The following is a 19,239-nucleotide window of genomic DNA, read 5'->3' as shown; positions in this document are numbered from 1 at the left end:
GAGCGTCGAGGCATCACAGAATGGAAGGGCGGTGCCGCAAGGCGCCGCCCTTTTTTATGCTGCGGTGGGTTTCGGCCTGCCGCGCTCGGCGAGGGCGATGCCGCCCAACACCAAAAGAAGCGACACGATGTGATAGGGGTGGATCGGCTCGCCGAGGATCGCCACCGCCAGGATTGCGCCGTAGATCGGCACGAGGTTGATGAAGAGGTTGGCACGGTTGCCGCCGATCAGTTCGACGCCCTTGATGTAGAGCGACTGGCTGGCGATCGAGACGACGACGCCGGTGAAGAGAACCAACCACCATCCTCGGGCATCGGGCATCACGAGTTGGCCCATGGCGCCCTCGATCGCAGCCGCAAGAGCCGCCAAAAGCGCGGCGAACACGGCGGCCACGAACATCAGCGTCAGCCAGTGGACCGGCGGTTTGCGGGCGAGCGCGATGGTGAAGACGCTGTAGAGGATCACCGCGACGACGAGCATCGCATCGCCCCGGTTGACGTCGAGGTGAAGTAGCGCGGCCGGATCGCCCTGCGCGACCGTGACCACGACGCCGACGAGTGTCGTGGCGAACCCCAGAACCTGAAGCGCGGTGACGCGGGTGCGGAAGACCGCGAACATGCCGGCAAACACGAAAAGCGGCATGGCGGACTGCACGATGCCCGCCTGGATCGCGGACGTGTAGTTCAGGGCGAGATAAAAGAGGACGTTGAACGCGGTGAACCCGGCAAAGCCGAGAAGCGCGAAGAACGGCAGCCGCCGACGAACCACCGGCCAGTCCGCCCTGACGAAGCGCCACGCGAAAGGCAGGAGAACCAAGGCCGAGACCGTCCATCGAAGCCAGGTCAGCGCCATGGGCGAAACATGGCCGACGGCCAAGCGGCCCGCCACCGTATTGCTGGCCCAGATCAATGTCGCGATGTTGAGGAGAACGTAGGGGTGGGCGAGCGTTTTGCGCATGGGCGCTGAATAGGCCGAGGTTCGGCGCCGCGCAATGGGCGCGAGTCCCGCGGGCGGAAGGGTTGGAAAAGCTTGCGCTTCGCCCTCGCAACGCGCCGCGCGCTTCACTATAGTCCGCCCGTTTTGCGCCGGGATTCGCCCGGCTCGGGGCGCGGCAGCCGGCCGAACGCCCATCCGGTCGAACAAGGGCTGTCGTGGCCCTTCGAGGAGAATGCATGGCAAACGTCGTCGTCGTCGGTTCCCAGTGGGGAGACGAGGGTAAGGGCAAGATCGTCGACTGGCTGAGCGAGCGGGCCGACGTGGTGGTGCGCTTCCAGGGTGGCCACAATGCCGGCCACACGCTGGTGGTGGGCGGCGTGTCCTACAAGCTCTCGCTTCTGCCGTCGGGCGTCGTGCGGCCGGGCAAGCTTTCCGTGATCGGCAACGGCGTCGTGTTCGACCCGCATCATTTCGTCGGGGAAAAGAAGCGCATCGAAGGGCAGGGCGTGTCGATCAGCCCCGAGACGCTGCGCATCGCCGACAACGCCGCGCTGATCCTGTCGCTCCACCGCGAGCTCGACGCCGCGCGCGAAGCTGCCGCCGCCGGCACCAAGATCGGCACCACGGGGCGCGGCATCGGTCCGGCCTACGAAGACAAGGTCGGGCGCCGCGCGATCCGCGTCATGGATCTCGCCGAGCCGGAAGCGCTGCCCGAGCGTATCGAGCGGCTTCTCGCGCACCACAATCCGCTGCGCCGGGGCCTTGGCCAGCCGGAGGTGGACGCGTCCGCGATCCTGGAAGAGCTGACCTCGGTCGCGGCCGAGATCACGCCCTATATCGACCGCGTCTGGCGTCTTCTCGACGAGCGCCGCAAGGCCGGCGACCGCATCTTGTTCGAGGGTGCGCAGGGCACGCTTCTCGACATCGACCATGGCACCTATCCCTTCGTCACCTCGTCCAACACCGTGGCGGGGCAGGCGGCTGCGGGCTCGGGCCTCGGACCCTCGGCGGCCGGCTTCGTGCTCGGCATCACCAAGGCCTATACGACCCGCGTCGGCGAAGGGCCGTTTCCGACCGAGCAGGACAACGAGGTCGGCGAGTTCCTCGGCACCAAGGGGCACGAGTTCGGCACGGTCACGGGTCGCAAGCGCCGCTGCGGCTGGTTCGATGCCGTTCTGGTTCGCCAGGCGGTCGCCATCAACGGCATCCACGGGCTGGCGCTGACCAAGCTCGACGTGCTCGACGGTCTCGACGAGATCCGCATCTGCACCGCCTACGAACTGGACGGCGAGCGGATCGACTATTTCCCCGCAAGCCTTGCCGCGCAGAAGCGTGTCGTTCCCATCTACGAAAGTTTCGAGGGCTGGAAGGCGACCACGGCCGGCGCCCGCTCCTGGGGCGATCTGCCGGCTCAGGCGGTGAAATACGTTCGCCAGATCGAGGAACTCGTGGGCGCACCCGTCACGCTCCTGTCGACATCGCCCGAGCGTGACGACACGATCCTTGTTCGGGATCCGTTTCAGGATTAAGGAAAGATTGATATAAGGTTTCCAGACCGTTGAACTGTTCGGCCGTGCAGCGCGGCCTTCACGACCCGGATGCGGAGCGGCTTGCAGCTCCGCCTCGTCCGGGGTGGAGAGATGCCGCGTCGCCGCCTTCCCCATCCGTTTCGCGTTCGACCCCTCGGCAGGCGGGGCCGGGTCGCGAGCCGGGCGAGGCGGCGGCGCCCGAACGGGGAACGGTTCGGCCGATCTCAAGTGAGTGCAGCGCTTCATGGCGAATCTGACCGCCGTCCTTCGCAAGACCATCGACGGCTTGCCCAACGCGACGCCCCAACTGCGCGCCAAGGTCTACGAGAAGGCCAGGGCCGCGATCACGCGGCAGATCCAGGCCGCCGATCCGCCGCTGGCCGATCACGTGGTGGAAGCGCGCTATCGCGTTCTGGAAGACGCGATCCAGGAGTCGGAAGCGCACTATCTGGAGCTAGAAGGCGGTCCGGCGGCGTCCGATGTGGCGCCCGCGCCAACTGAGCCGGCGCGCCCCGAGGCGGAGCCGGTCTCGCCGTCGCGGCCGCCTGTCGAACCCGCCGCTCCGTCACCGCCTCCGGTTGCCGAGGAACGTCCCGTCCCCCCGCCGTTCCCACGGGCGACGCCGACGATCCGGCCGGCATCACCAGTCGAAGCCGCGCCACCTGCTTCCGAGCCGGCATTTCGCGCCGAGCCGAGGCCGCCGCGCGAAGGGGCGCCCGCGCGTCCGGCCTTCCCTGCCGAGCCGCGCGCCCGCATGGCGCCCGACGAGACGCCCCGGGTTTCCGACGAGCCGAAGGTCGGCGAGATCGGACCGGTGGTGGATGCGCCGTCCGAACGCGACGCTGCGGCAGAGCGGATGCCGCGCGCCATCCTTCGCCCGGCCAGCGCTCCGCCGGCCCCTGCCGAGGATCGCCGGGCCGGTCAGTCTCCCGGTGCGATGCTGTCCGGCATTCCAGAGGCGGATGTCGCGGCCCCGCGCTATCCCGCCCGCCGTGCGAAGCGACGCAACTCCGCGCCCTTGGTCGCGGGTGCGGCCGTGGTCGGCATTCTCGGCCTTGGAGCTCTCGGCTTCGTCTACCTCGACGATATCCGCGACGCCCTCCTCGGTTCCTCGACGCAGGTCGCGTCCGTTCCGGCGACGCAGCCGGGGCAAACGACCGATACCGGCGAAACGCCTGCTGCGACCGATGGTGCGACACCGGAGGTCGCAACACCTCCCGCAGGCGCGCCCGCCGATACGGCGCCGGGTGCCGGAACGGGTGGCCGTCAGTTCACCCAGCGCCTTCTGCCGGACGGTAGCGAGGTGGACGAAGGTCCCGGCCCGAACGCGCCGAACGCCTTCGAGGAAGGGACCGACGTCGCGCAGGCCAGCATCCAGCCTGCCGAGGCGGTGTCGTCGCCCCCGGCCGACGCACCGCCTGCGACCGCTGCGGCAACGCCCGAGCCCCCGACGACGAATGCATCGCCCCCTGCCACCGCCTCCGCGACGGTCCCCGTCGGCCAACGCGCGGTGTTCTACGAGGAGCGTTCGGCGGACCGGGAAGGAACCCAGCAGGGCGGCAACGTCGTTTGGAGCGTCATCAGCGAGGCGCCGGCCGATGGGCAGCCGCCCGAGCCGGCGATCCGCGCCGTTGCCGACGTTCAGGGCTCGAACCTTCGCATGACGCTGACCATTCGGCGCAACGCGGACGCCACCCTGCCGGCGAGCCACGTGATCGAGCTGATGTTCGACACGCCCGCCGGCTTCCCGGGCGGCCAGATCGAGAACGTCCAGCGCCTCGCGCTGAAGCCGACCGAACAGGCGCGCGGCGAGCCTCTGATCGGAGTAGCCGGCAAGATTTCGGATGGTTTCTTCATCATCGCGCTGAACGATCTGCCGCAGGCAGTGGAAAGCAATCTCGGGCTTCTCGGCCGAGAGGAATGGATCGATATCCCGATCGCCTACACGAGCGGCCAACGCGCGCTGATGTCGATCGAGAAGGGGATCCCCGGCGATCGCGTCTTCAAGGAGGCGCTGGATGCCTGGGCCGCGCGTCGGACCTGATCTCGACGGAAGTGACACATGAAAAAGGCCGGTCTCGAAAGACCGGCCTTTTTCGTTGGATACGGGCAGGCAAGCCCACGCGTCAGGCGTGGGCTTCCTCGACGACGCGAAGCTGCCGGCGAGCAGCCTCCGCCGTGTCCTGCACCGCCTTCTGAACCTTCTCGAAGGCGCGCACCTCGATCTGGCGCACCCGCTCGCGGCTGATGTCGAACTCGCCGGACAGCGCTTCCAGCGTCAGCGGATCTTCGGCAAGACGGCGCGCCTCAAAGATGCGGCGCTCGCGGTCGTTGAGGACGTCCATCGCGCGGTGGAGCATGCCACGACGCTGCTGCATTTCGTCCTGCTCGACCAGGATATCCTCCTGGCTCTCCGACTGGTCCACCAACCAGTCCTGCCACTCGCCCGACTCGCCCTCGGTCGCGCGGATCGGCGCGTTCAGCGAAGCGTCGCCCGACAGGCGACGGTTCATCGAAACGACCTCGTCCTCGCTGACGCCGAGCTGCGTGGCGATCTGCTCGACCTGATCGGGGCGCAGGTCGCCCTCGTCGAGCGCCTGAATGCGGCTCTTCATCTTGCGCAGGTTGAAGAACAGGCGCTTCTGGTTGGCCGTGGTGCCCATCTTCACGAGGCTCCAGGACCGCAGGATATATTCCTGGATCGAAGCCTTGATCCACCACATCGCATAGGTCGCCAGACGGAAACCCCGCTCCGGGTCGAAGCGCTTGACCGCCTGCATCAGGCCGACATTGCCTTCCGACACGACTTCGCCGATCGGCAGGCCGTAGCCGCGATAGCCCATCGCGATCTTCGCCACGAGGCGCAGATGGCTCGTCACCAGCCGATGCGCCGCCGCACGATCGTCGTGCTCGGCATAGCGCTTGGCCAGCATGTATTCTTCCTGCGGCTCCAGCATCGGAAAGCGGCGGATCTCGTCGAGATAGCGGCTGAGGCCGCCTTCGCTGGATGCGATGCTGGGTAGGTTGGCTTTCGCCATATGAAACCCTCCTTCTGCCTGGACCGCTTCTTCGCAGAAGCCGGCCGGCCCTGAGCCGCCCCGAAGGCACGACCCATCGAGATGACATATGGGAACGCAATGCCAGAATTGCACGGTTTTTCGTGGGCAAACGAAGGTTACATTTCGTTCACCTGATGAGGACGTCGGCGGCGTCTTCCGCGAGGAAGCCAAGCTTTGCGCCGCGTCGGTGTCAGCCCAAACGCCGCAGGCTCTCCACGAGTTCCTCCATATCGGCCGGAAGCTCGGTTTCGAACTCCATCGCTTCGCCGGTGGCGGGATGCTCGAAGGCGAGGCGATAGGCGTGAAGCGCCTGCCGGCCGAAGGCTTCCACGTCGGCGCCGACCTCGCCGAGCTTGCGCGACTTGGTGCGGAAATGGGCGCCGTAGACGTCGTCCCCGATCAGCGGATGCCCGATATGGCTGAGGTGCACGCGGATCTGATGCGTGCGGCCGGTTTCCAGGATGCAGGCGATCAGCGAGGCGTTCGCCCCTTCCACCCCGAACCGCTCCAGCACTTCGAAATGCGTCACGGCATGGCGCGCGTCCGGGCGGCCTTCCGGTACGACGGTTCGTTTGGTGCGATCGGAGTTGGAGCGCCCGAGTGCCGCTTCGATCGTGCCGTTCGGGCGCGAGGGGATGCCCCAAACCACGGCCTGATAGGCGCGCTCCATCCGCCCGTCCTGCCCGTGCGCCGCGAACTGGGCAGCGAGCGAACGGTGGGCCGCGTCGTTCTTGGCGACCACCATGACGCCGCTCGTATCCTTGTCGAGCCGGTGGACGATGCCCGGGCGCTTGACGCCGCCGATGCCCGACAGCGTGTCGCCGCAATGGAAGAGAAGGGCGTTGACGAGGGTACCCGTCCAGTTGCCGGGACCGGGATGGACTACGAGGCCGGCCGGCTTGTCGAGCACCACGAGATGCTCGTCCTCGAACAGAATGTCGAGCGCGATGTTCTCCGGCGTCGGATCGGGGGCCTCGGGCTCGGGCACCTGAAGCGCGATGGTTTCGCCCGCCGCGACCTTGCGCTTGGGGCTTAGGGCGGCGTGGCCGTCGATCGCAACCTGTCCGGCCTCGATCAAGGCCTGGATGCGCGACCGGGACAGCTCGCCGCCGAGCGCTGCTGCCAGAAACTGGTCCAGCCGCCGGCCGGTATCCTCGTCGCCGACCACGAACGCACTTGCCCCGCGTTCCCCCGCGCCTGTACCAACGAACGACATTCGAAACTCCAAAGGCGCAAGAAAACCAAGTGACAGCCAACAACGAGCCCAGCGGACTGCCTCAGGATCCCGCCTTCGAAAAGGTGCGGCGCAAGATGGTTCGCCTTCTGGCACTGTCCATCGCCGTCTTGTTCGTCGGGCTTATCGCGGTTCTGAGCGCGGTTGTCTATCGCTCCGGGGGGAGAGGCTCGGACGCCGAGGCCCCCACGACACCTGTCGCCGCGCTCCTGCCGATTCCGTTGGGCGGCCGCGTGACGCTCGCGACGGGCATTTCGCCCGATCGAGCGCTCGTGGTGGTCGATGCGCCGGAGGGGTTCCAGGAGCTCGTGGTTTTCAACCCATCCACGGGCACCCTGATCTCGCGCATCCGTTTGGATCCGGACGGCTCCTGACGCACCCATGCCCGAGCGGGTTCCAAGCTTTCGGGCGAGAAACCCCCTTGCCATGCCGAAACGCTCCGGCTATATCCCCGATCACTGGCACGCGCCCATCGTCTAGCGGTTAGGACGGCGCCCTCTCACGGCGCAAACAGGGGTTCGATTCCCCTTGGGCGTACCAGCTTCCCATCACGGCTCAGCTTTTCCAGGATCCGGCTGCCGTTTCGCCGTTCGTGATTGAGACGATTTCAACGAACGTTCGGCATGATGGGCACTCGCTCGGAATCCTTTCCCATGAAGAACATGCTCGCCAATCTCGCCGTGATCCGCAGCCGTCGGGAGATGGTGGTCAAGGTTCTCCTCGCAACGCTTGGGATCACCCTTGCCACCGATGCGGTGGATGCCGCGATCAACCTTTATACGCAGCCCGATCGCCTTTGGCCGTCCCTGATCCAGACGACGTTCACGGCGTCGGCGATGTCGGCCCTGTTCCTGAGCGCTTTGGCGCATGCCAACCTGAAACTCTTCCGGCTGAAGGAGCAGTTCGAGGCTCTCTCGCTGACCGACGTCCAGACCGGCCTTCTCAACCGTCGCGGCTTCTTCGCGACGTTGGAGCGCTCGCGCAGCGTCACGGCCCGAGCGACCCTTCTCGTTCTCGATATCGACCACTTCAAGCGCATCAACGATACCTACGGCCATCTCGTCGGTGACTACGTCATCGCGGAGGTCGGGCGCACGCTGAACGGGCTTCTCAAGCCGCCCCATTTCGCAGGCCGGATCGGCGGCGAGGAGTTTTCCGTCACGCTGCAGCAATTGAGCCGCGAAGAGGCGATGGAGATCGCCGAGCGGCTGCGCTGGAGCGTCGCGCGGCTCGGCGGCTCGCCCTTGCCCCCCGAACTGCATGTGACGGTCAGCGTCGGTTTGTCGGAGATCGGCGATCGAAGCGTCATGGCGGCCTTCGCCCGCGCCGATGCAGCGCTCTACGAAGCCAAGCGCGAGGGACGCAACATGTGCGTCGACGCGGACGGCGCCCGCGGCGGCAAGGTCATTCCCATGCCCCTTCCGGCCAGCGCCTGAAGGCCGGCCGGGGATCAACGGTCGTCCCAGACTTCCCTCACATCGAGATGCGATGCGTCGATCCGCACATCGTAGGACGCTTGCTGATCGGCGTCCCCGCAGATCACGCGAACGGCCTGCGTCCCATCATTCCCTTGAGGGCGCTCGATGGAAACGTTGCCAGCGCACCAGAAGCCTCGACGTCGAATCGCATCGCGAACCGAGCGCTGGATCTCGTCGAGCGGCGGCTGCGTCGGTGCGACGGGGGCGGCGTCCGCGCCGCCCACTGTCGCGAGGCAAGCGAGCGTGATCAGCAGTTTCCCGAAACGGGTCGGCATCGCATCTTCGAAACGGGGGCCGGCCAAATCGCTTGCTCACACGCTCGAGGGTGGTACTGCGGTCCATGGCCCGGACCAAGCGGCTCGCGGCGAGGAATATCGAACCGGCGATGGAAGAGGAAGCGGCGTTGCACGATCGCTCGAACGGGCAGCCCCGGCTGATCGACATCCATGATCCGCACGATCCCCGGATCGAGGCCTACCGCGCGGTTCGCGAGCGCGACTGGAGCCGGCAGGGGCGGTTCATCGCGGAGGGGAGTGTGGTTCTGGACCAGCTTCTCGCCTCCACCCGCTTTCGTCCTGTCAGCCTGCTTCTCCTGCGTGCGCGTGTGGCCAACCTGTTGCCGCGCCTGAGGATGTTGAATCCGGATGTTCCGATCTACCAGGTCGAAGGCGAGGTGTTCGACGCGATCGCCGGCTTTCATGTCCATCGCGGCGTGATGGCGCTGGCCGAGACCGACGCGGCGACGGCCGAGCGAGACGCGGATGCGGCACTGGATGCTACGGCGGCGACAGGTGGCACGGTGGTGGTCGCCTGCGGCATTTCCAACCACGACAACATGGGTGCGATCTTCCGCAACGCCGCAGCGTTCGGTGCCGGCGCTGTGCTGCTCGACGAGCGCGCATGCGACCCCTTGTATCGCAAGGCGATCCGGGTCTCGGTCGGAACCGTTCTGACCCTGCCGTTCGCGCGCGGCGGGACGGCGTCCGGCCTCGTCGCCATGCTGGAAGGGAAGGGATTCCAATGTCTGGCGCTGTCGCCTTCGGGGCCGACGGAGCTTCGGAACATGGGGCGTGAGAGACCCCGTGCCCTGTTTCTCGGGGCGGAAGGTGAGGGTTTGGAGCGCGAGGTGATGCGTCGCTGCCAGCCGGTGCGGATCGCGATGGCGCCGGGGCTGGACAGTCTCAACGTGGCGACGTCCGCCGCGATCGCCCTCCACCATTTTTTTTCGGAGAGCGCGGGGACGGCGGCGGGCTGACGGCCTTGGCGCCCGCTGCGTCCTCGGCCTGCAACTGGCGGACCCGATCGGCCAGAAGCGGCTCGGTGGCGTTCGGATCGGCCGGAGGGGCCGCCGCGATGATACGGGCGACCTTGGAGTCCGGCCCTTCCGCCTTGATCTGCTGATGGATCACGCGCGCGGCGATGTCGCCGACGCGCTCGCGAATCTCGGCGTGGCTCTCCGTGCCGGTCGGCGGCTTGATGTCACTTCCCTTCGACAACGCTGCGCGCAGGCGGCTGCTTCCCGACGGCTGGTCCGGGCGGCGTTCGGCGGCCGGGGGAGGCGCGTTCGGGGCGGGCGCGGGGTCGACTCTCGGTGGTGCGACCTCCGGCTTCGGCTCAGGCCGAAGCGCGGCGCCCATTTCCAGAATGCGTGTTTCGGCGGTCGCCAGACGAAACCGTTGCTCGTCGAAGGCTTCGCTCAGCGCCTGATGCTTGCCGGAAAGGGCCTGGAACTCCGCCTCGCGACGGTCCAACCGCTGGCGCAGATCCTGGCGCGTCTCGGCGAGCGAGTTGCGCTCGCCGGTCAGAAGCTGAAGCTGCTCGTCGAGCGCTTGCGCCTTCGCGCCGGCTTCCAGGATCGTCTCTTCCAATTCCGACTGGCGAGCCAGGAGCTGGCCGTTCTGAAGGATCGTGCGCCCGGCTTCCGCACGCTCGCGCACCGATGCGTCCAGCGCGGACCGGTGGCGGATCGCCTCGCGCCGCAGCTCAAACGCGCTCTCGGCCCGAACGGCATCGATTTCCGCCTGCACCTCGCGAACCGCGACCGGGATCGTGGCTTGGAACTCGCGCCGGGCGAGGCGCTGGGCGTTGGTCCACACGATGGGCGCGAACAGGAGAGCGACCAGCGAAGCCACCAGGGCGCCGAGCGCGAACACAAGGGCGGTGGCGATCATGAACACCTCGGCATGCTGGGCGAAATCCCGATCTCGCGCGAAACCGCGAGGAGCCCCTCGGCTCCCCGTTCGGGCGCGACCGGCGATCGCCCCGATGCGCCAGTCTTACGCCAGGTCGGGTCTGTGGCCTAGGGCCGGACGGGCGTGAGGCTCAGAACGGGTTCCAGGTCGAGGTGGGCGTCAGCTTGAGATAGCCGATGTTGACGCCGAGGCGTGCGCCGAGGCCGGTGCGAATGGGCACGAGCGTTATCGAGTCGCGTTGAAGAAAGGTCATCCCGACACCGCCGACGAGATAGGCGCTGCCGCTCATGCCGATGTAGCGTCCATAGACACCTTCCACGGAGGGGAGGTTGTAGACAAGCATCATGGTGCGCGCGCCGTCGCCGCCGGCATCGAAGCCGACGGAAGGGCCCTGCCAGAAGATGCGATGCTCGCCAGCGTTCTTCGTAAACAGCGTCCCTTCGCCGAACCGCAGGCCGCCTATGAAGGCGCCCGAACCCTCTTCGCCGAGAATATAGCCGTTGGGCAGGCCGCGCTGCTGGAAGGCGCGTTCGATCACGGTCGCCAAGCCTCCGGACGTCGCGCCGAAAAAGCGGTGCCCTTCGCCGACGATCTCGTCCATCGAGTATCCGTCGCTCTGCTGGGCGAGGGCGGAGGTGGGCGCGAGGCCGAGGCCAAGCGCGGGAAGCGCGGCGGCGGCAAGGGCAGCCAGCGATAAACGGCGGATCTGCCGGATCATGCGGTTCATCGTTCGAATCCTTCCGAAAGCTCGGGATGCGCCGAACGGCGACGGGATGCCGCTCGGATCCCCAATTTGCGCGCGTCATGGTTTCCGCTTTGCTAACGCGGAAGGGGTTCTCGATCGGGGAGGGCGTGTTCCCTTCGCGCCACGCCGTCGGCGAAAATCGATAGCCGTCCGCTGCGGGCTCGCGGACGCGCCCGAACCCATGTTAGGCCGGATGCCATACGAATTTTCACGCCGCGTTAACCAAACGGATCGCCGATGACGAACCTGCCCGAACTTTCCGCGCCGGATCTCGCCGCGCTTCTGGCCAGCCGCCTCTGCCACGATATCATCTCGCCGGTCGGCGCGATCCAGAGCGGGTTGGAGCTCCTGGACGACATGCCGGACGATCCCGAATCGATGGCGCTCGTCCGCAATTCGACGAAAAGTGCGGTGGCCAAGCTTCAGTTTGCCCGGATCGCCTATGGCGCATCCGGCTCGGCCAGCGCGCAGATCGACATGGGCGACGCTCGCTCGGTGGCCGAAGGCTTCATGAGCTTCGAGAAGGCCAACCTGTCCTGGAGCGGCGAGCGGGCTTATGTGGCGAAGAACATCGCCAAGCTGGTGCTGAACCTGATGCTGGTGGCCAACGCCTCGGTACCGCGCGGGCGGGAGGTGCAGGTCGAGATCGAGGCGCTGGAGCCCGCGCCGCGCTTCACCATCACCTCGACCGGCAAGCCGCTGCGGGTGCCCGCCAAGTTCCGCGAGCTTCTGGCCGGGGACGCGGCGCCCGAATCGATCGACGCCCATGCGATCCAGCCCTACTACACGCTGGTTCTGGCGCGAGAGGCGGGCCTTGGCATCGCCATGGAGCAGGAGGACGAGAAGGTGACGTTCCGCGTCACGCCGCTCGAACGCGCGGCGCCCGCCGAAACGCTCGAATCCGACGCATCGAATTGACGAACGGTTGGCCTTGTTTGGCAACGAGGCCTAAAACCTGAGGGTGTAGATTGAGCCTTCGAAGCGCTGGACCTGCCGGCGTGGAACGGGAGCTCAAGCCATGCCGTCCTGTCTGGTGATCGACGAGTCCGAAATCGTCATCAAGGTCGCGACCCGCATCCTGGCCGATATCGATCTCCAGGTGGAGGGCTCGTCCGATATCGACGCCGCTGTCGCGGCGGTCGATCGGATGGGGGAGGGGCCGGAACTGATTCTCCTGTCCGCCTCGCTTCCCGATACGGCCGTGGATGCTGCCGTGCGTCGCCTGCGGCAGGACCCGCGGTTAGCCAAAACCAAGATCCTCGTTTCCATGGTGGAGGCCAATCTCGGCACGATGACGCGCTCCAAGCGCGCGGGTGCCGACGGTTTCATCCTGCGCCCCTTCGACCGCCGATCGCTGCTCGCCTGGGTGGACCCCTTCGTTCCCGTCGCAGCCTGAGACACGAAAAAGCCCGCCACGCAGGAGCGCGGCGGGCCTGATAGGCTTTGGTTCTGGAAGCGGACGGCCTCAGGCGGCGCGGGTATCGACTTCCGGCTCGCGCAGCACGTAGCCGCGTCCCCAGACGGTCTCGATGTAGTTCTTGCCTTCTGTGGCGGTCGCCAGCTTCTTGCGGAGCTTGCAGATGAAGACGTCGATGATCTTCAGTTCCGGCTCGTCCATCCCACCGTAGAGGTGGTTCAAGAACATTTCCTTGGTGAGGGTCGTGCCCTTGCGGAGCGAAAGCAGCTCCAGCATCGCATATTCCTTGCCCGTCAGGTGGACGCGCTGGCCGTTCACTTCCACAGTCTTGGCATCGAGGTTCACCGTCAGGTCGCCGGTGACGATGACCGACTGGGCATGGCCCTTGGAGCGGCGGACGATGGCGTGGATACGGGCGACGAGCTCATCCTTGTGGAAGGGCTTCGTCATGTAGTCGTCGGCACCGAAGCCGAGGCCGCGGACCTTGTCCTCGATGCCGGCCATGCCGGACAGGATCAGGATCGGCGTCTTGACCTTGGCGAGGCGCAGCGTGCGCAGGACCTCGTAACCCGACATGTCGGGCAGGTTCAGGTCGAGAAGAATGATGTCGTAGTCGTAGAGCTTGCCGAGATCGACGCCTTCTTCACCGAGATCGGTGGTGTAGACGTTGAAGCTTTCGGACTTCAGCATGAGTTCGATGCTTTGCGCGATCGCGCTGTCATCCTCAATCAAAAGAACGCGCATCAGTCAGGTCCTCTGCATCGGCCCGGCCGGGGAGCAATGTCCGACTAGGTTGGAGTTCGTCTTAGAGCTGAAGGCATCGTGCCAGTGAATGGTTAACAATGCCTTCCACCCAAATCGTTTGTTCAACCGAGTCTTTCGATTTTTGTCCGCATCGGGGCCGCTTGGTGGTGGATGTGCGTCCGGAAGGACACTTCCCCACAAACGGAGACTTGGACGGGATCGATTTACCCTGCCTTAAATCATCCATGACTATGATTAACGGTGCGCGTAAACAGACGGTTAAGGTGTAGCCGACGAGGCTTGCCCGAAACCCGATGGATGGCGCGAAACGGGGTTTCATGTCCTAGAAGCCCTATGGACCAAGGAGATGATGGCGCCATGGCCAAACGTGACAACCTTGTGCGTCTGACGCGCTTCAAGGTCGCCGAAAAACGCCGGCAGGTCGACCAGCTTCAGATGATGCTGAGCGAGTTCGAGCGTATGGCCGGCGACCTCGATGCGCAGATCGCCAGCGAGGAAAAGAAGTCGGGCATCACCGATGTCCAGCACTTCGCCTATCCGACCTTCGCCAAGGCTGCGCGCACCCGGCGCGACAACCTGACGAACTCGGTCGGCGATCTGCGGATCCAGATGAACGCGGCTCGTATCGCGCTGGAAGAGGCGGAGGCCGAACTCGTCAACGCCGAAAAGCTCGAGCAGCGCGACGCTGGCGACGATCGGCGCACCGCCGTCGCCTGAACCTCGAAACCGGACGTTTCGTATCCAAAGGCCCGGAGCTCTGCGCTTCCGGGCCTTTTTCGTTGCCGCGTGCCTTACCTCCGCCAGTCGACCGGCCATGAAAAAGGGGCCGGTTCTCTTCGAACCGGCCCCTTCTTTCCTCCCGACACCCACGTTTTCAGTGGAGATCGATCTTCTTCCGGTATTCCTGAATCTGCGTCGTGCGCAGCCCGGCAAGGCCATGGCTGTCGATCGACACCTGCCAGGACAGGAACTCTTCCACGGTCAGCGTATAGCGCGAGCATGCTTCGTCGAGGCTGAGAAGCCCGCCGCGCACGGCCGCAACCACCTCTGCCTTGCGCCGGATCACCCAGCGCCTCGTGTTGGAAGGCGGCAAGTCGGCAATCGTCAGCGGACTGCCGTCAGGTCCAATGACATACTTCACTCTTGGTCTAACCTGATCGGTCATTGAACTCTCTACTTTACGCAAAGACCTAATCGCCAGACGAAGCTAGTCCGTCGCTTCTAAAAATTCCGCTAAGCCCTTAGTAGCAATTCGATAACACGTTGAACGAACGGGCCTCGATCCGCCTACGGCAAAAATCTTGCCTTGCGAAAGCCATGCGCCATCAACAGGTTGGCACCGTAGGGCAGGTTGGTTAAAAGGTCCGCACCGGCCGAGCTTGCCGAACGATCCGGGTTTCCATGCCATGTTGAACAGTCTTGATCTGCCCAAGGCACCTGCCGATACGCGCGTCGTGGTGGCGATGTCGGGCGGCGTCGATTCGTCGGTGACGGCGGCGATTCTGAAAGCCGAGGGCTACGACGTCGTCGGCATCACGCTGCAGCTTTACGACGGCGGCGCGACGCCCAAGCGCGCCGGGGCCTGCTGCGCGGGGCAGGACATCGCGGACGCGCGGCGCACCTCGGAGCTTCTGGGCATTCCGCACTACGTTCTGGACTACGAGCGCCAGTTCCGCGAATCGGTGATCGACCCGTTCGCGGAAAGCTATCTAGCGGGCGAGACGCCGATTCCCTGCGTCGCGTGCAACCAGACGGTCAAGTTCCGCGATCTCCTAGCGACGGCGCGCGAGCTCGGCGCCGATGCGCTGGCGACCGGCCACTACATCCTGTCGCGTCCGAACGGCGAGCGTCGCAGCCTTTACCGACCTGCCGATCTCGACCGCGACCAGAGCTATTTCCTTTATGCGACGACGCAGGAGCAGATCGACTTCCTGCGCTTCCCGCTCGGCCATCTGACGAAGCTAGAGACGCGCGAGATCGCAGCCCGTCATGGCCTTGGCGTCGCCTCGAAGCCCGACAGCCAGGATATCTGCTTCGTGTCGAACGGGCGCTACAGCGACGTGATCGCCAAGCTCCGGCCGAGCGCCAACGCGCCGGGCGACATCGTGCATCTCGACGGGCGCACGCTCGGGCGCCATGAAGGCATCGTCCACTACACGGTCGGCCAGCGGCGCGGGCTCGGCATCGCGGCCGCCGAGCCGCTCTATGTCGTGGGCATCGAGGCGCGAACGCAGACCGTGGTGGTCGGCCCGCGCGAGGCGCTGGCGACGCATCGTTTGACGCTTCGGACCGTCAACTGGCTGGGCGACGGGAGCGCCGAGAGCGCGGCGGAAGCGGGGACGGAGCTTTTCGTGCGTATCCGCTCGACCCGCGCGCCGACGCCCGCGCGCCTCGTGACCGACGGCGAAGGCGCCCTTTGCGTCGAACTGGCGAGCGGCGAGGAGGGTGTTTCGCCTGGGCAGGCCTGCGTCTTCTATTCGGGCGAAGGCACGGGCGCGCAGGTGCTCGGCGGCGGTATCATCGCGCGCACGCAGCGCGCGGCCTCCGGTGGGGTGCCAGCGGCCAGCCTCGTCGCCTGAGCCGTCAGGCCCCGGCGCGGGGCGAGGCCAACTGCAGGATGCGCACCGTCTCGACGGCTTCCGCCGGGCCCGTGCGCGGGGTCGCGCGCGTTTGGATGCACTCGATGAAGTGGCGCAGTTCGCGGTCGAGCGGCAGGCCCGGTTCGGTTTCCAGAAACTCGGCATCGACTGAGGAGAAGGCGTAGGCTGCGCCGTCACGCCAGACGCGGTGGCCGTAGAGGGCGAGCTTCTGGCCTTCGGGCGCCAGATCGTCGAACACGATCATCCCTTCCGTGCCGATGACGGAGAAGCGTCGGTCGCGGTAGGGCGAGATGCGCGAGACATGGATCTCGGCGCTGATGCCGCTCGCGAACTCGAAGGCGATATCGGCGGCGTCCGTTTCGTCGCTGAGAACGGTGCGGCGCAGTGTGTGAATCTGCGACGGATGCTCGCCCGAAATCTGAAGCACCAGCGAGATATCGTGTGGGGCGAGGTCCCAGACCGCGTCCATGCCCAGGAACCGACCGAGCCCGAGGCGCGTCGAGGCGATATGCCTGACCGTGCCGATACGCCCCTCGCGCACCACCTCTTCCAGCTGCTGGAAGACGGGATGGAACTTGAGGACGTGGCCGACCATCAGGATTCGGCCCGCCGAAGCGGCGGCCTCGGCCGTTGCGGCCGCGTCGGCGGGATCGAGCCCGATCGGCTTCTCGATGAAGACGTCCTTGGCCGCCGCCACCGCGCGGCGCGCGACCTCGCCATGCAGGCGCGGCGGTAGAGCGAGAACGAGCGCGTCGATCGACGGGTCCGACAGCACGGCGTCGAGCGTCAGCGACGGCACATCGAACCGCCGGGCGAGCGCTTCGGCGCGCTCGCCGTCCGCGTCGGAAAGGCCCGCCAGCGCACCGATTTCCTTCAGGGTTCGAACGTGGTTCTGACCCCATTGGCCACAGCCGACGACGGCGATGCGCGGTGTCATGGGCGCTCCATTCCCGGTTCCATTGAGCGTTGCCTAGCGTCCGCCAAGGCGCTTCGCAAGTTCGAGCGGAACGAACGGGTAGGCAACGAAGGGAGCGGACATCGGTGCGACGGGTAATGGGCACCGTCGTTGCAAGCGATCGATGGATGCAACCTAAAGTGGAGATTGGGTTGCTTCGAGCGTCCACATCGTTCGGCTAGGTATCCTTACCAATGGTCCGGTCTCACCTAGAGTTCTGCCCGCCTGGCCAATTGAACTCCTTCGCATGCTGCTCGAAACGAACGGCTTATACGAAACCGTCAAGTTTCGCGCACGCTCAACGGGTGTATTTTTCACCTAGAGATTATATCGGGAGTTCAAGATGCGAAGCTTGAAATTCTTCTGGTCGAGTGTCGCTGCGGCATCTGTTTGTATCGAGCCTGCAGCGGCCGTCACCAACACGGTCACCTTTTCGGGGACCGTGAATGCCGCATGCACGATCAACATCAAGAACGGCACCGGCGCCCTGACCACCAACGGGGCGCTCAACACGCTGAGTTCCAAGAACGTCGGCGGGAGCCCCGCGGAAGTCGAACTGGTGACGACGGGTGGCGTGCGCATCAGTCTCGACCCGGTTTCAGGCGTGACGGTGCCCGCAGCCGATCTGACCCCTACGACCTGGCTGCCGACCTACGAGTTGCGAGGCGTCCAGAACGTCGACGAGACGGGTGCTCCGACCCTGATGACGGCCGCCGGCACGAGAACCATGAAGGTTCACCTCGCAGGCTCGAAGGCCGCCGCCGACACGTTTTCGAACGGGCCCTATTCCGCAACGGTGACGCTGCGATGCGAGTAGGATGGCGTCCATTCGCGATCGGCGGTTTCGCGGTCCTATTTCACCTCGTGCCGGCGTCCGCCCAATCGCTGACGCCCATGCGCGGGGAAGTGAAAAGCGTCACGGATTCGTTTGCCGTGCGCGTCTATCCGACGAACCCCTACGACAAGTCCATTCGCCTCGATGTCCGGATCTACGATCAGGACTTCCGGCCGGTTCCCGACGCCCGCGCGTCGCTTCCGTCTATGACGCTGGCGGCTCAGTCGTCCCGGCCCGTCGTGGTCGTCGTCCCCTTCGACGGCCAACGCGAGCGCAAGGTCCGCATCTGTGCGGAAAGCATTCCATTTCCCGATTCTCAAGCGCGAGTGAGGGCGCAGATATGCGGCAAGTTTCTCGGACGGCGGGCCTTCTGACCATCGTCTTCGCGTCCGGCCTTTGGGCCGTCCCGGCCATCGCCGAAGACATCTACTACCTCAACCAGAGCCAGAGCGGCTTCAACCTTCCCGGGGTTTCGCTTCCCCAGGGGCAGGACGAGGTTCGCGCCGCCGACGGGACGACCTGTCGATCGGCGGTCGGGGGCAACGGCGCCTATCTCGATGTCGGCGCGATCAACGGCTCGAGCCGGCGCGATGGCGAGATCGCGACCTATGGGCGCGTGGTCATTCCGCTGGGCCGGGGCGGCAAGCGCCTGAATTGCGCCGAGCTCTACGAGCTGGAGGTCGCCCGGCTTCGGGCAGAGCTGAAGCTTCTCCAGATGGGGCTTTCGGGAACGAGCCAGGTCGCCAACCTCAATGGAGGCGGCAAGCGCAACTCGGCCGGCGACGACCACTGGACCAATACGGGCTGGGCCGACGGGCCGGCGACCGACGCGCCATGACGAGGCGAGGGGGCAGAGCACGCGGGTTGGCGTCGCTGGCGTTTCTGGCCTGTTGCCTCGGGGCATCCTCGGTGGCCGCTGGGGTGGACGTGACGGTCGGCACCTGTACCATCGTCGTCACCGGCTCCGGCACGCTGACCGCATCACCGGATCTGCGCAGCCTGTCGACGCGCAACGCCGGAGGCCAGCCGGCGAGGGTTCGCGTCTCCACCCTTCTCAGCGGATCGGTTCTCCAATCGACCTGCGGCCTTCTGGTGCAGATCAATTGCTTTCGCGTCAGCCTCGACCCGCCGGGCCGGTTCGCCCAGTCGCCCCCCGATGCGGATCAAGGGGTCTTGTTCGAAAGCGGCTGGCGTTCGCAAGGCGCGGGGGCGACGCTGGACGTCGTGTCCGCCTTGATTCTGAGCGGGAACCACGAACTCGACCTCAATCTGACCGCGACGAAATCCAACGGTATCTTCTCGGCGGGACGATATGTCGTGGATCAGACCATACGCTGCGAATAGCGCTTCGAACGATCGGTCGGGCCGGGTTTGGTAGCAGTGGGCAGACTTGAACTGCCGACCTCCGGGTTATGAAGCTGATTGCAACCCTTGTGCTGCAACGAATTTAGCCCGGCATGTTGCGTCCATGTTGCGTCAGCCGAGGAGGCTGGC

22 protein-coding genes and 1 tRNA gene are annotated in these 19,239 nt (G+C 65.9%); 14 read left to right on the top strand and 9 right to left on the bottom strand.

The features are described 5' to 3' along the window. Nucleotides 1–54: 54 nt before the first annotated feature. Nucleotides 55–957: a DMT family transporter gene (locus tag H7A85_RS16680; protein ID WP_182087095.1), complete on the bottom strand. Its 903-nt coding sequence runs from the start codon at nt 955–957 to the stop codon at nt 55–57. A 215-nt stretch (nt 958–1,172) separates the two neighbouring features. Between H7A85_RS16680 and H7A85_RS16675 the strand changes: the two genes are divergently transcribed. Together H7A85_RS16675 and H7A85_RS16670 are read left to right on the top strand one after the other, a co-directional pair. Then, nucleotides 1,173–2,465 (top strand): adenylosuccinate synthase, encoded by a 1,293-nt coding sequence (locus tag H7A85_RS16675; protein ID WP_182087094.1) that lies wholly within the window; start codon nt 1,173–1,175, stop codon nt 2,463–2,465. Between the two features lie 244 nt (nt 2,466–2,709). After that, nucleotides 2,710–4,509 (top strand): hypothetical protein, encoded by a 1,800-nt coding sequence (locus H7A85_RS16670; RefSeq protein WP_182087093.1) that lies wholly within the window; start codon nt 2,710–2,712, stop codon nt 4,507–4,509. 82 nt (nt 4,510–4,591) lie between these two features. Here the strand turns inward: H7A85_RS16670 and rpoH are convergent, their stop codons facing one another. Next, a complete protein-coding gene (gene rpoH, locus H7A85_RS16665) occupies nt 4,592–5,503 on the bottom strand; it encodes an RNA polymerase sigma factor RpoH (RefSeq protein WP_182087092.1) in 912 nt (303 codons plus the stop codon). A 211-nt stretch (nt 5,504–5,714) separates the two neighbouring features. Beyond that, entirely contained in the window at nt 5,715–6,740 is a 1,026-nt protein-coding gene (locus H7A85_RS16660; protein WP_182087091.1) for an RluA family pseudouridine synthase, read from the bottom strand. Nucleotides 6,741–6,769: 29 nt separating this feature from the next. Here H7A85_RS16660 and H7A85_RS16655 point away from each other — a divergent pair, with 29 nt between their 5' ends. From H7A85_RS16655 to H7A85_RS16645, 3 genes are all read left to right on the top strand, one after another. Next, nucleotides 6,770–7,132: a hypothetical protein gene (locus tag H7A85_RS16655; protein ID WP_182087090.1), complete on the top strand. Its 363-nt coding sequence runs from the start codon at nt 6,770–6,772 to the stop codon at nt 7,130–7,132. 91 nt (nt 7,133–7,223) lie between these two features. Continuing rightward, nucleotides 7,224–7,298 (top strand) — tRNA-Glu (locus H7A85_RS16650). A 113-nt stretch (nt 7,299–7,411) separates the two neighbouring features. Continuing rightward, entirely contained in the window at nt 7,412–8,194 is a 783-nt protein-coding gene (locus tag H7A85_RS16645; protein WP_182087089.1) for a GGDEF domain-containing protein, read from the top strand. A gap of 14 nt (nt 8,195–8,208) precedes the next feature. On the opposite strand, the gene H7A85_RS16640 is transcribed toward H7A85_RS16645, so the two are convergent. Beyond that, nucleotides 8,209–8,511, bottom strand: a complete 303-nt coding sequence (locus H7A85_RS16640; RefSeq protein WP_182087088.1) for a hypothetical protein — start codon at nt 8,509–8,511, stop codon at nt 8,209–8,211. Between the two features lie 65 nt (nt 8,512–8,576). On the opposite strand from H7A85_RS16640, the gene H7A85_RS16635 reads away from it, so the two are divergent. Continuing rightward, nucleotides 8,577–9,491 carry an RNA methyltransferase gene (locus H7A85_RS16635; RefSeq protein ID WP_348519700.1) on the top strand — a complete coding sequence of 305 codons (915 nt, stop codon included), beginning with the start codon at nt 8,577–8,579 and terminating at the stop codon, nt 9,489–9,491. On the opposite strand, the gene H7A85_RS16630 is transcribed toward H7A85_RS16635, so the two are convergent. Both H7A85_RS16630 and H7A85_RS16625 read right to left on the bottom strand, forming a co-directional pair. Continuing rightward, nucleotides 9,418–10,407 (bottom strand): hypothetical protein, encoded by a 990-nt coding sequence (locus H7A85_RS16630; protein ID WP_182087087.1) that lies wholly within the window; start codon nt 10,405–10,407, stop codon nt 9,418–9,420. The genes H7A85_RS16635 and H7A85_RS16630 overlap by 74 nt on opposite strands. Before the next feature lie 151 nt (nt 10,408–10,558). After that, nucleotides 10,559–11,155, bottom strand: a complete 597-nt coding sequence (locus tag H7A85_RS16625) for a DUF1134 domain-containing protein (RefSeq protein WP_182087086.1) — start codon at nt 11,153–11,155, stop codon at nt 10,559–10,561. 255 nt (nt 11,156–11,410) lie between these two features. Between H7A85_RS16625 and H7A85_RS16620 the strand changes: the two genes are divergently transcribed. Both H7A85_RS16620 and H7A85_RS16615 read left to right on the top strand, forming a co-directional pair. Beyond that, entirely contained in the window at nt 11,411–12,091 is a 681-nt protein-coding gene (locus tag H7A85_RS16620; protein WP_182087085.1) for a histidine phosphotransferase family protein, read from the top strand. A gap of 100 nt (nt 12,092–12,191) precedes the next feature. Beyond that, a complete protein-coding gene (locus H7A85_RS16615) occupies nt 12,192–12,569 on the top strand; it encodes a response regulator (RefSeq protein WP_182087084.1) in 378 nt (125 codons plus the stop codon). Nucleotides 12,570–12,638: 69 nt separating this feature from the next. Here the strand turns inward: H7A85_RS16615 and ctrA are convergent, their stop codons facing one another. Continuing rightward, nucleotides 12,639–13,334 (bottom strand): cell cycle two-component system response regulator CtrA, encoded by a 696-nt coding sequence (ctrA, locus tag H7A85_RS16610; RefSeq protein ID WP_182087083.1) that lies wholly within the window; start codon nt 13,332–13,334, stop codon nt 12,639–12,641. A 378-nt stretch (nt 13,335–13,712) separates the two neighbouring features. On the opposite strand from ctrA, the gene H7A85_RS16605 reads away from it, so the two are divergent. After that, entirely contained in the window at nt 13,713–14,072 is a 360-nt protein-coding gene (locus H7A85_RS16605) for a flagellar FliJ family protein (protein WP_182087082.1), read from the top strand. A 157-nt stretch (nt 14,073–14,229) separates the two neighbouring features. Here the strand turns inward: H7A85_RS16605 and H7A85_RS16600 are convergent, their stop codons facing one another. Then, the gene (locus tag H7A85_RS16600) at nt 14,230–14,520 is read right to left on the bottom strand and encodes a DUF1153 domain-containing protein (RefSeq protein WP_182087081.1); all 291 of its coding nucleotides are present in this window, start codon (nt 14,518–14,520) and stop codon (nt 14,230–14,232) included. A 241-nt stretch (nt 14,521–14,761) separates the two neighbouring features. Here H7A85_RS16600 and mnmA point away from each other — a divergent pair, with 241 nt between their 5' ends. Next, complete coding sequence (gene mnmA / locus H7A85_RS16595; RefSeq protein WP_182087080.1) at nt 14,762–15,934, top strand: tRNA 2-thiouridine(34) synthase MnmA; 1,173 nt, start codon at nt 14,762–14,764, stop codon at nt 15,932–15,934. A 4-nt stretch (nt 15,935–15,938) separates the two neighbouring features. On the opposite strand, the gene H7A85_RS16590 is transcribed toward mnmA, so the two are convergent. Further along, nucleotides 15,939–16,892, bottom strand: a complete 954-nt coding sequence (locus H7A85_RS16590) for a Gfo/Idh/MocA family oxidoreductase (RefSeq protein WP_182087079.1) — start codon at nt 16,890–16,892, stop codon at nt 15,939–15,941. Nucleotides 16,893–17,253: 361 nt separating this feature from the next. Here H7A85_RS16590 and H7A85_RS16585 point away from each other — a divergent pair, with 361 nt between their 5' ends. The 4 genes from H7A85_RS16585 (at nt 17,254) to H7A85_RS16570 (ending at nt 19,089) form a co-directional block, all read left to right on the top strand. After that, complete coding sequence (locus H7A85_RS16585; RefSeq protein WP_182087078.1) at nt 17,254–17,727, top strand: hypothetical protein; 474 nt, start codon at nt 17,254–17,256, stop codon at nt 17,725–17,727. Then, a complete protein-coding gene (locus H7A85_RS16580; RefSeq protein WP_182087077.1) occupies nt 17,718–18,119 on the top strand; it encodes a hypothetical protein in 402 nt (133 codons plus the stop codon). Before H7A85_RS16585 ends, H7A85_RS16580 begins: the two co-directional genes overlap by 10 nt. Next, a complete protein-coding gene (locus tag H7A85_RS20895; protein WP_244631242.1) occupies nt 18,086–18,583 on the top strand; it encodes a hypothetical protein in 498 nt (165 codons plus the stop codon). The genes H7A85_RS16580 and H7A85_RS20895 overlap by 34 nt, the downstream gene beginning before the upstream one ends. A 71-nt stretch (nt 18,584–18,654) precedes the next feature. Beyond that, nucleotides 18,655–19,089 carry a hypothetical protein gene (locus tag H7A85_RS16570; RefSeq protein ID WP_182087076.1) on the top strand — a complete coding sequence of 145 codons (435 nt, stop codon included), beginning with the start codon at nt 18,655–18,657 and terminating at the stop codon, nt 19,087–19,089. Nucleotides 19,090–19,239: the final 150 nt, after the last annotated feature.

Origin of the sequence: Aureimonas sp. ME7, assembly GCF_903970965.1 — a bacterium.
Taxonomy (GTDB): Bacteria; Pseudomonadota; Alphaproteobacteria; order Rhizobiales; family Rhizobiaceae; genus Aureimonas.
The sequence above is the reverse complement of the archived record's forward strand: the minus strand, read 5'-3'. Positions and strand labels throughout refer to the sequence as shown.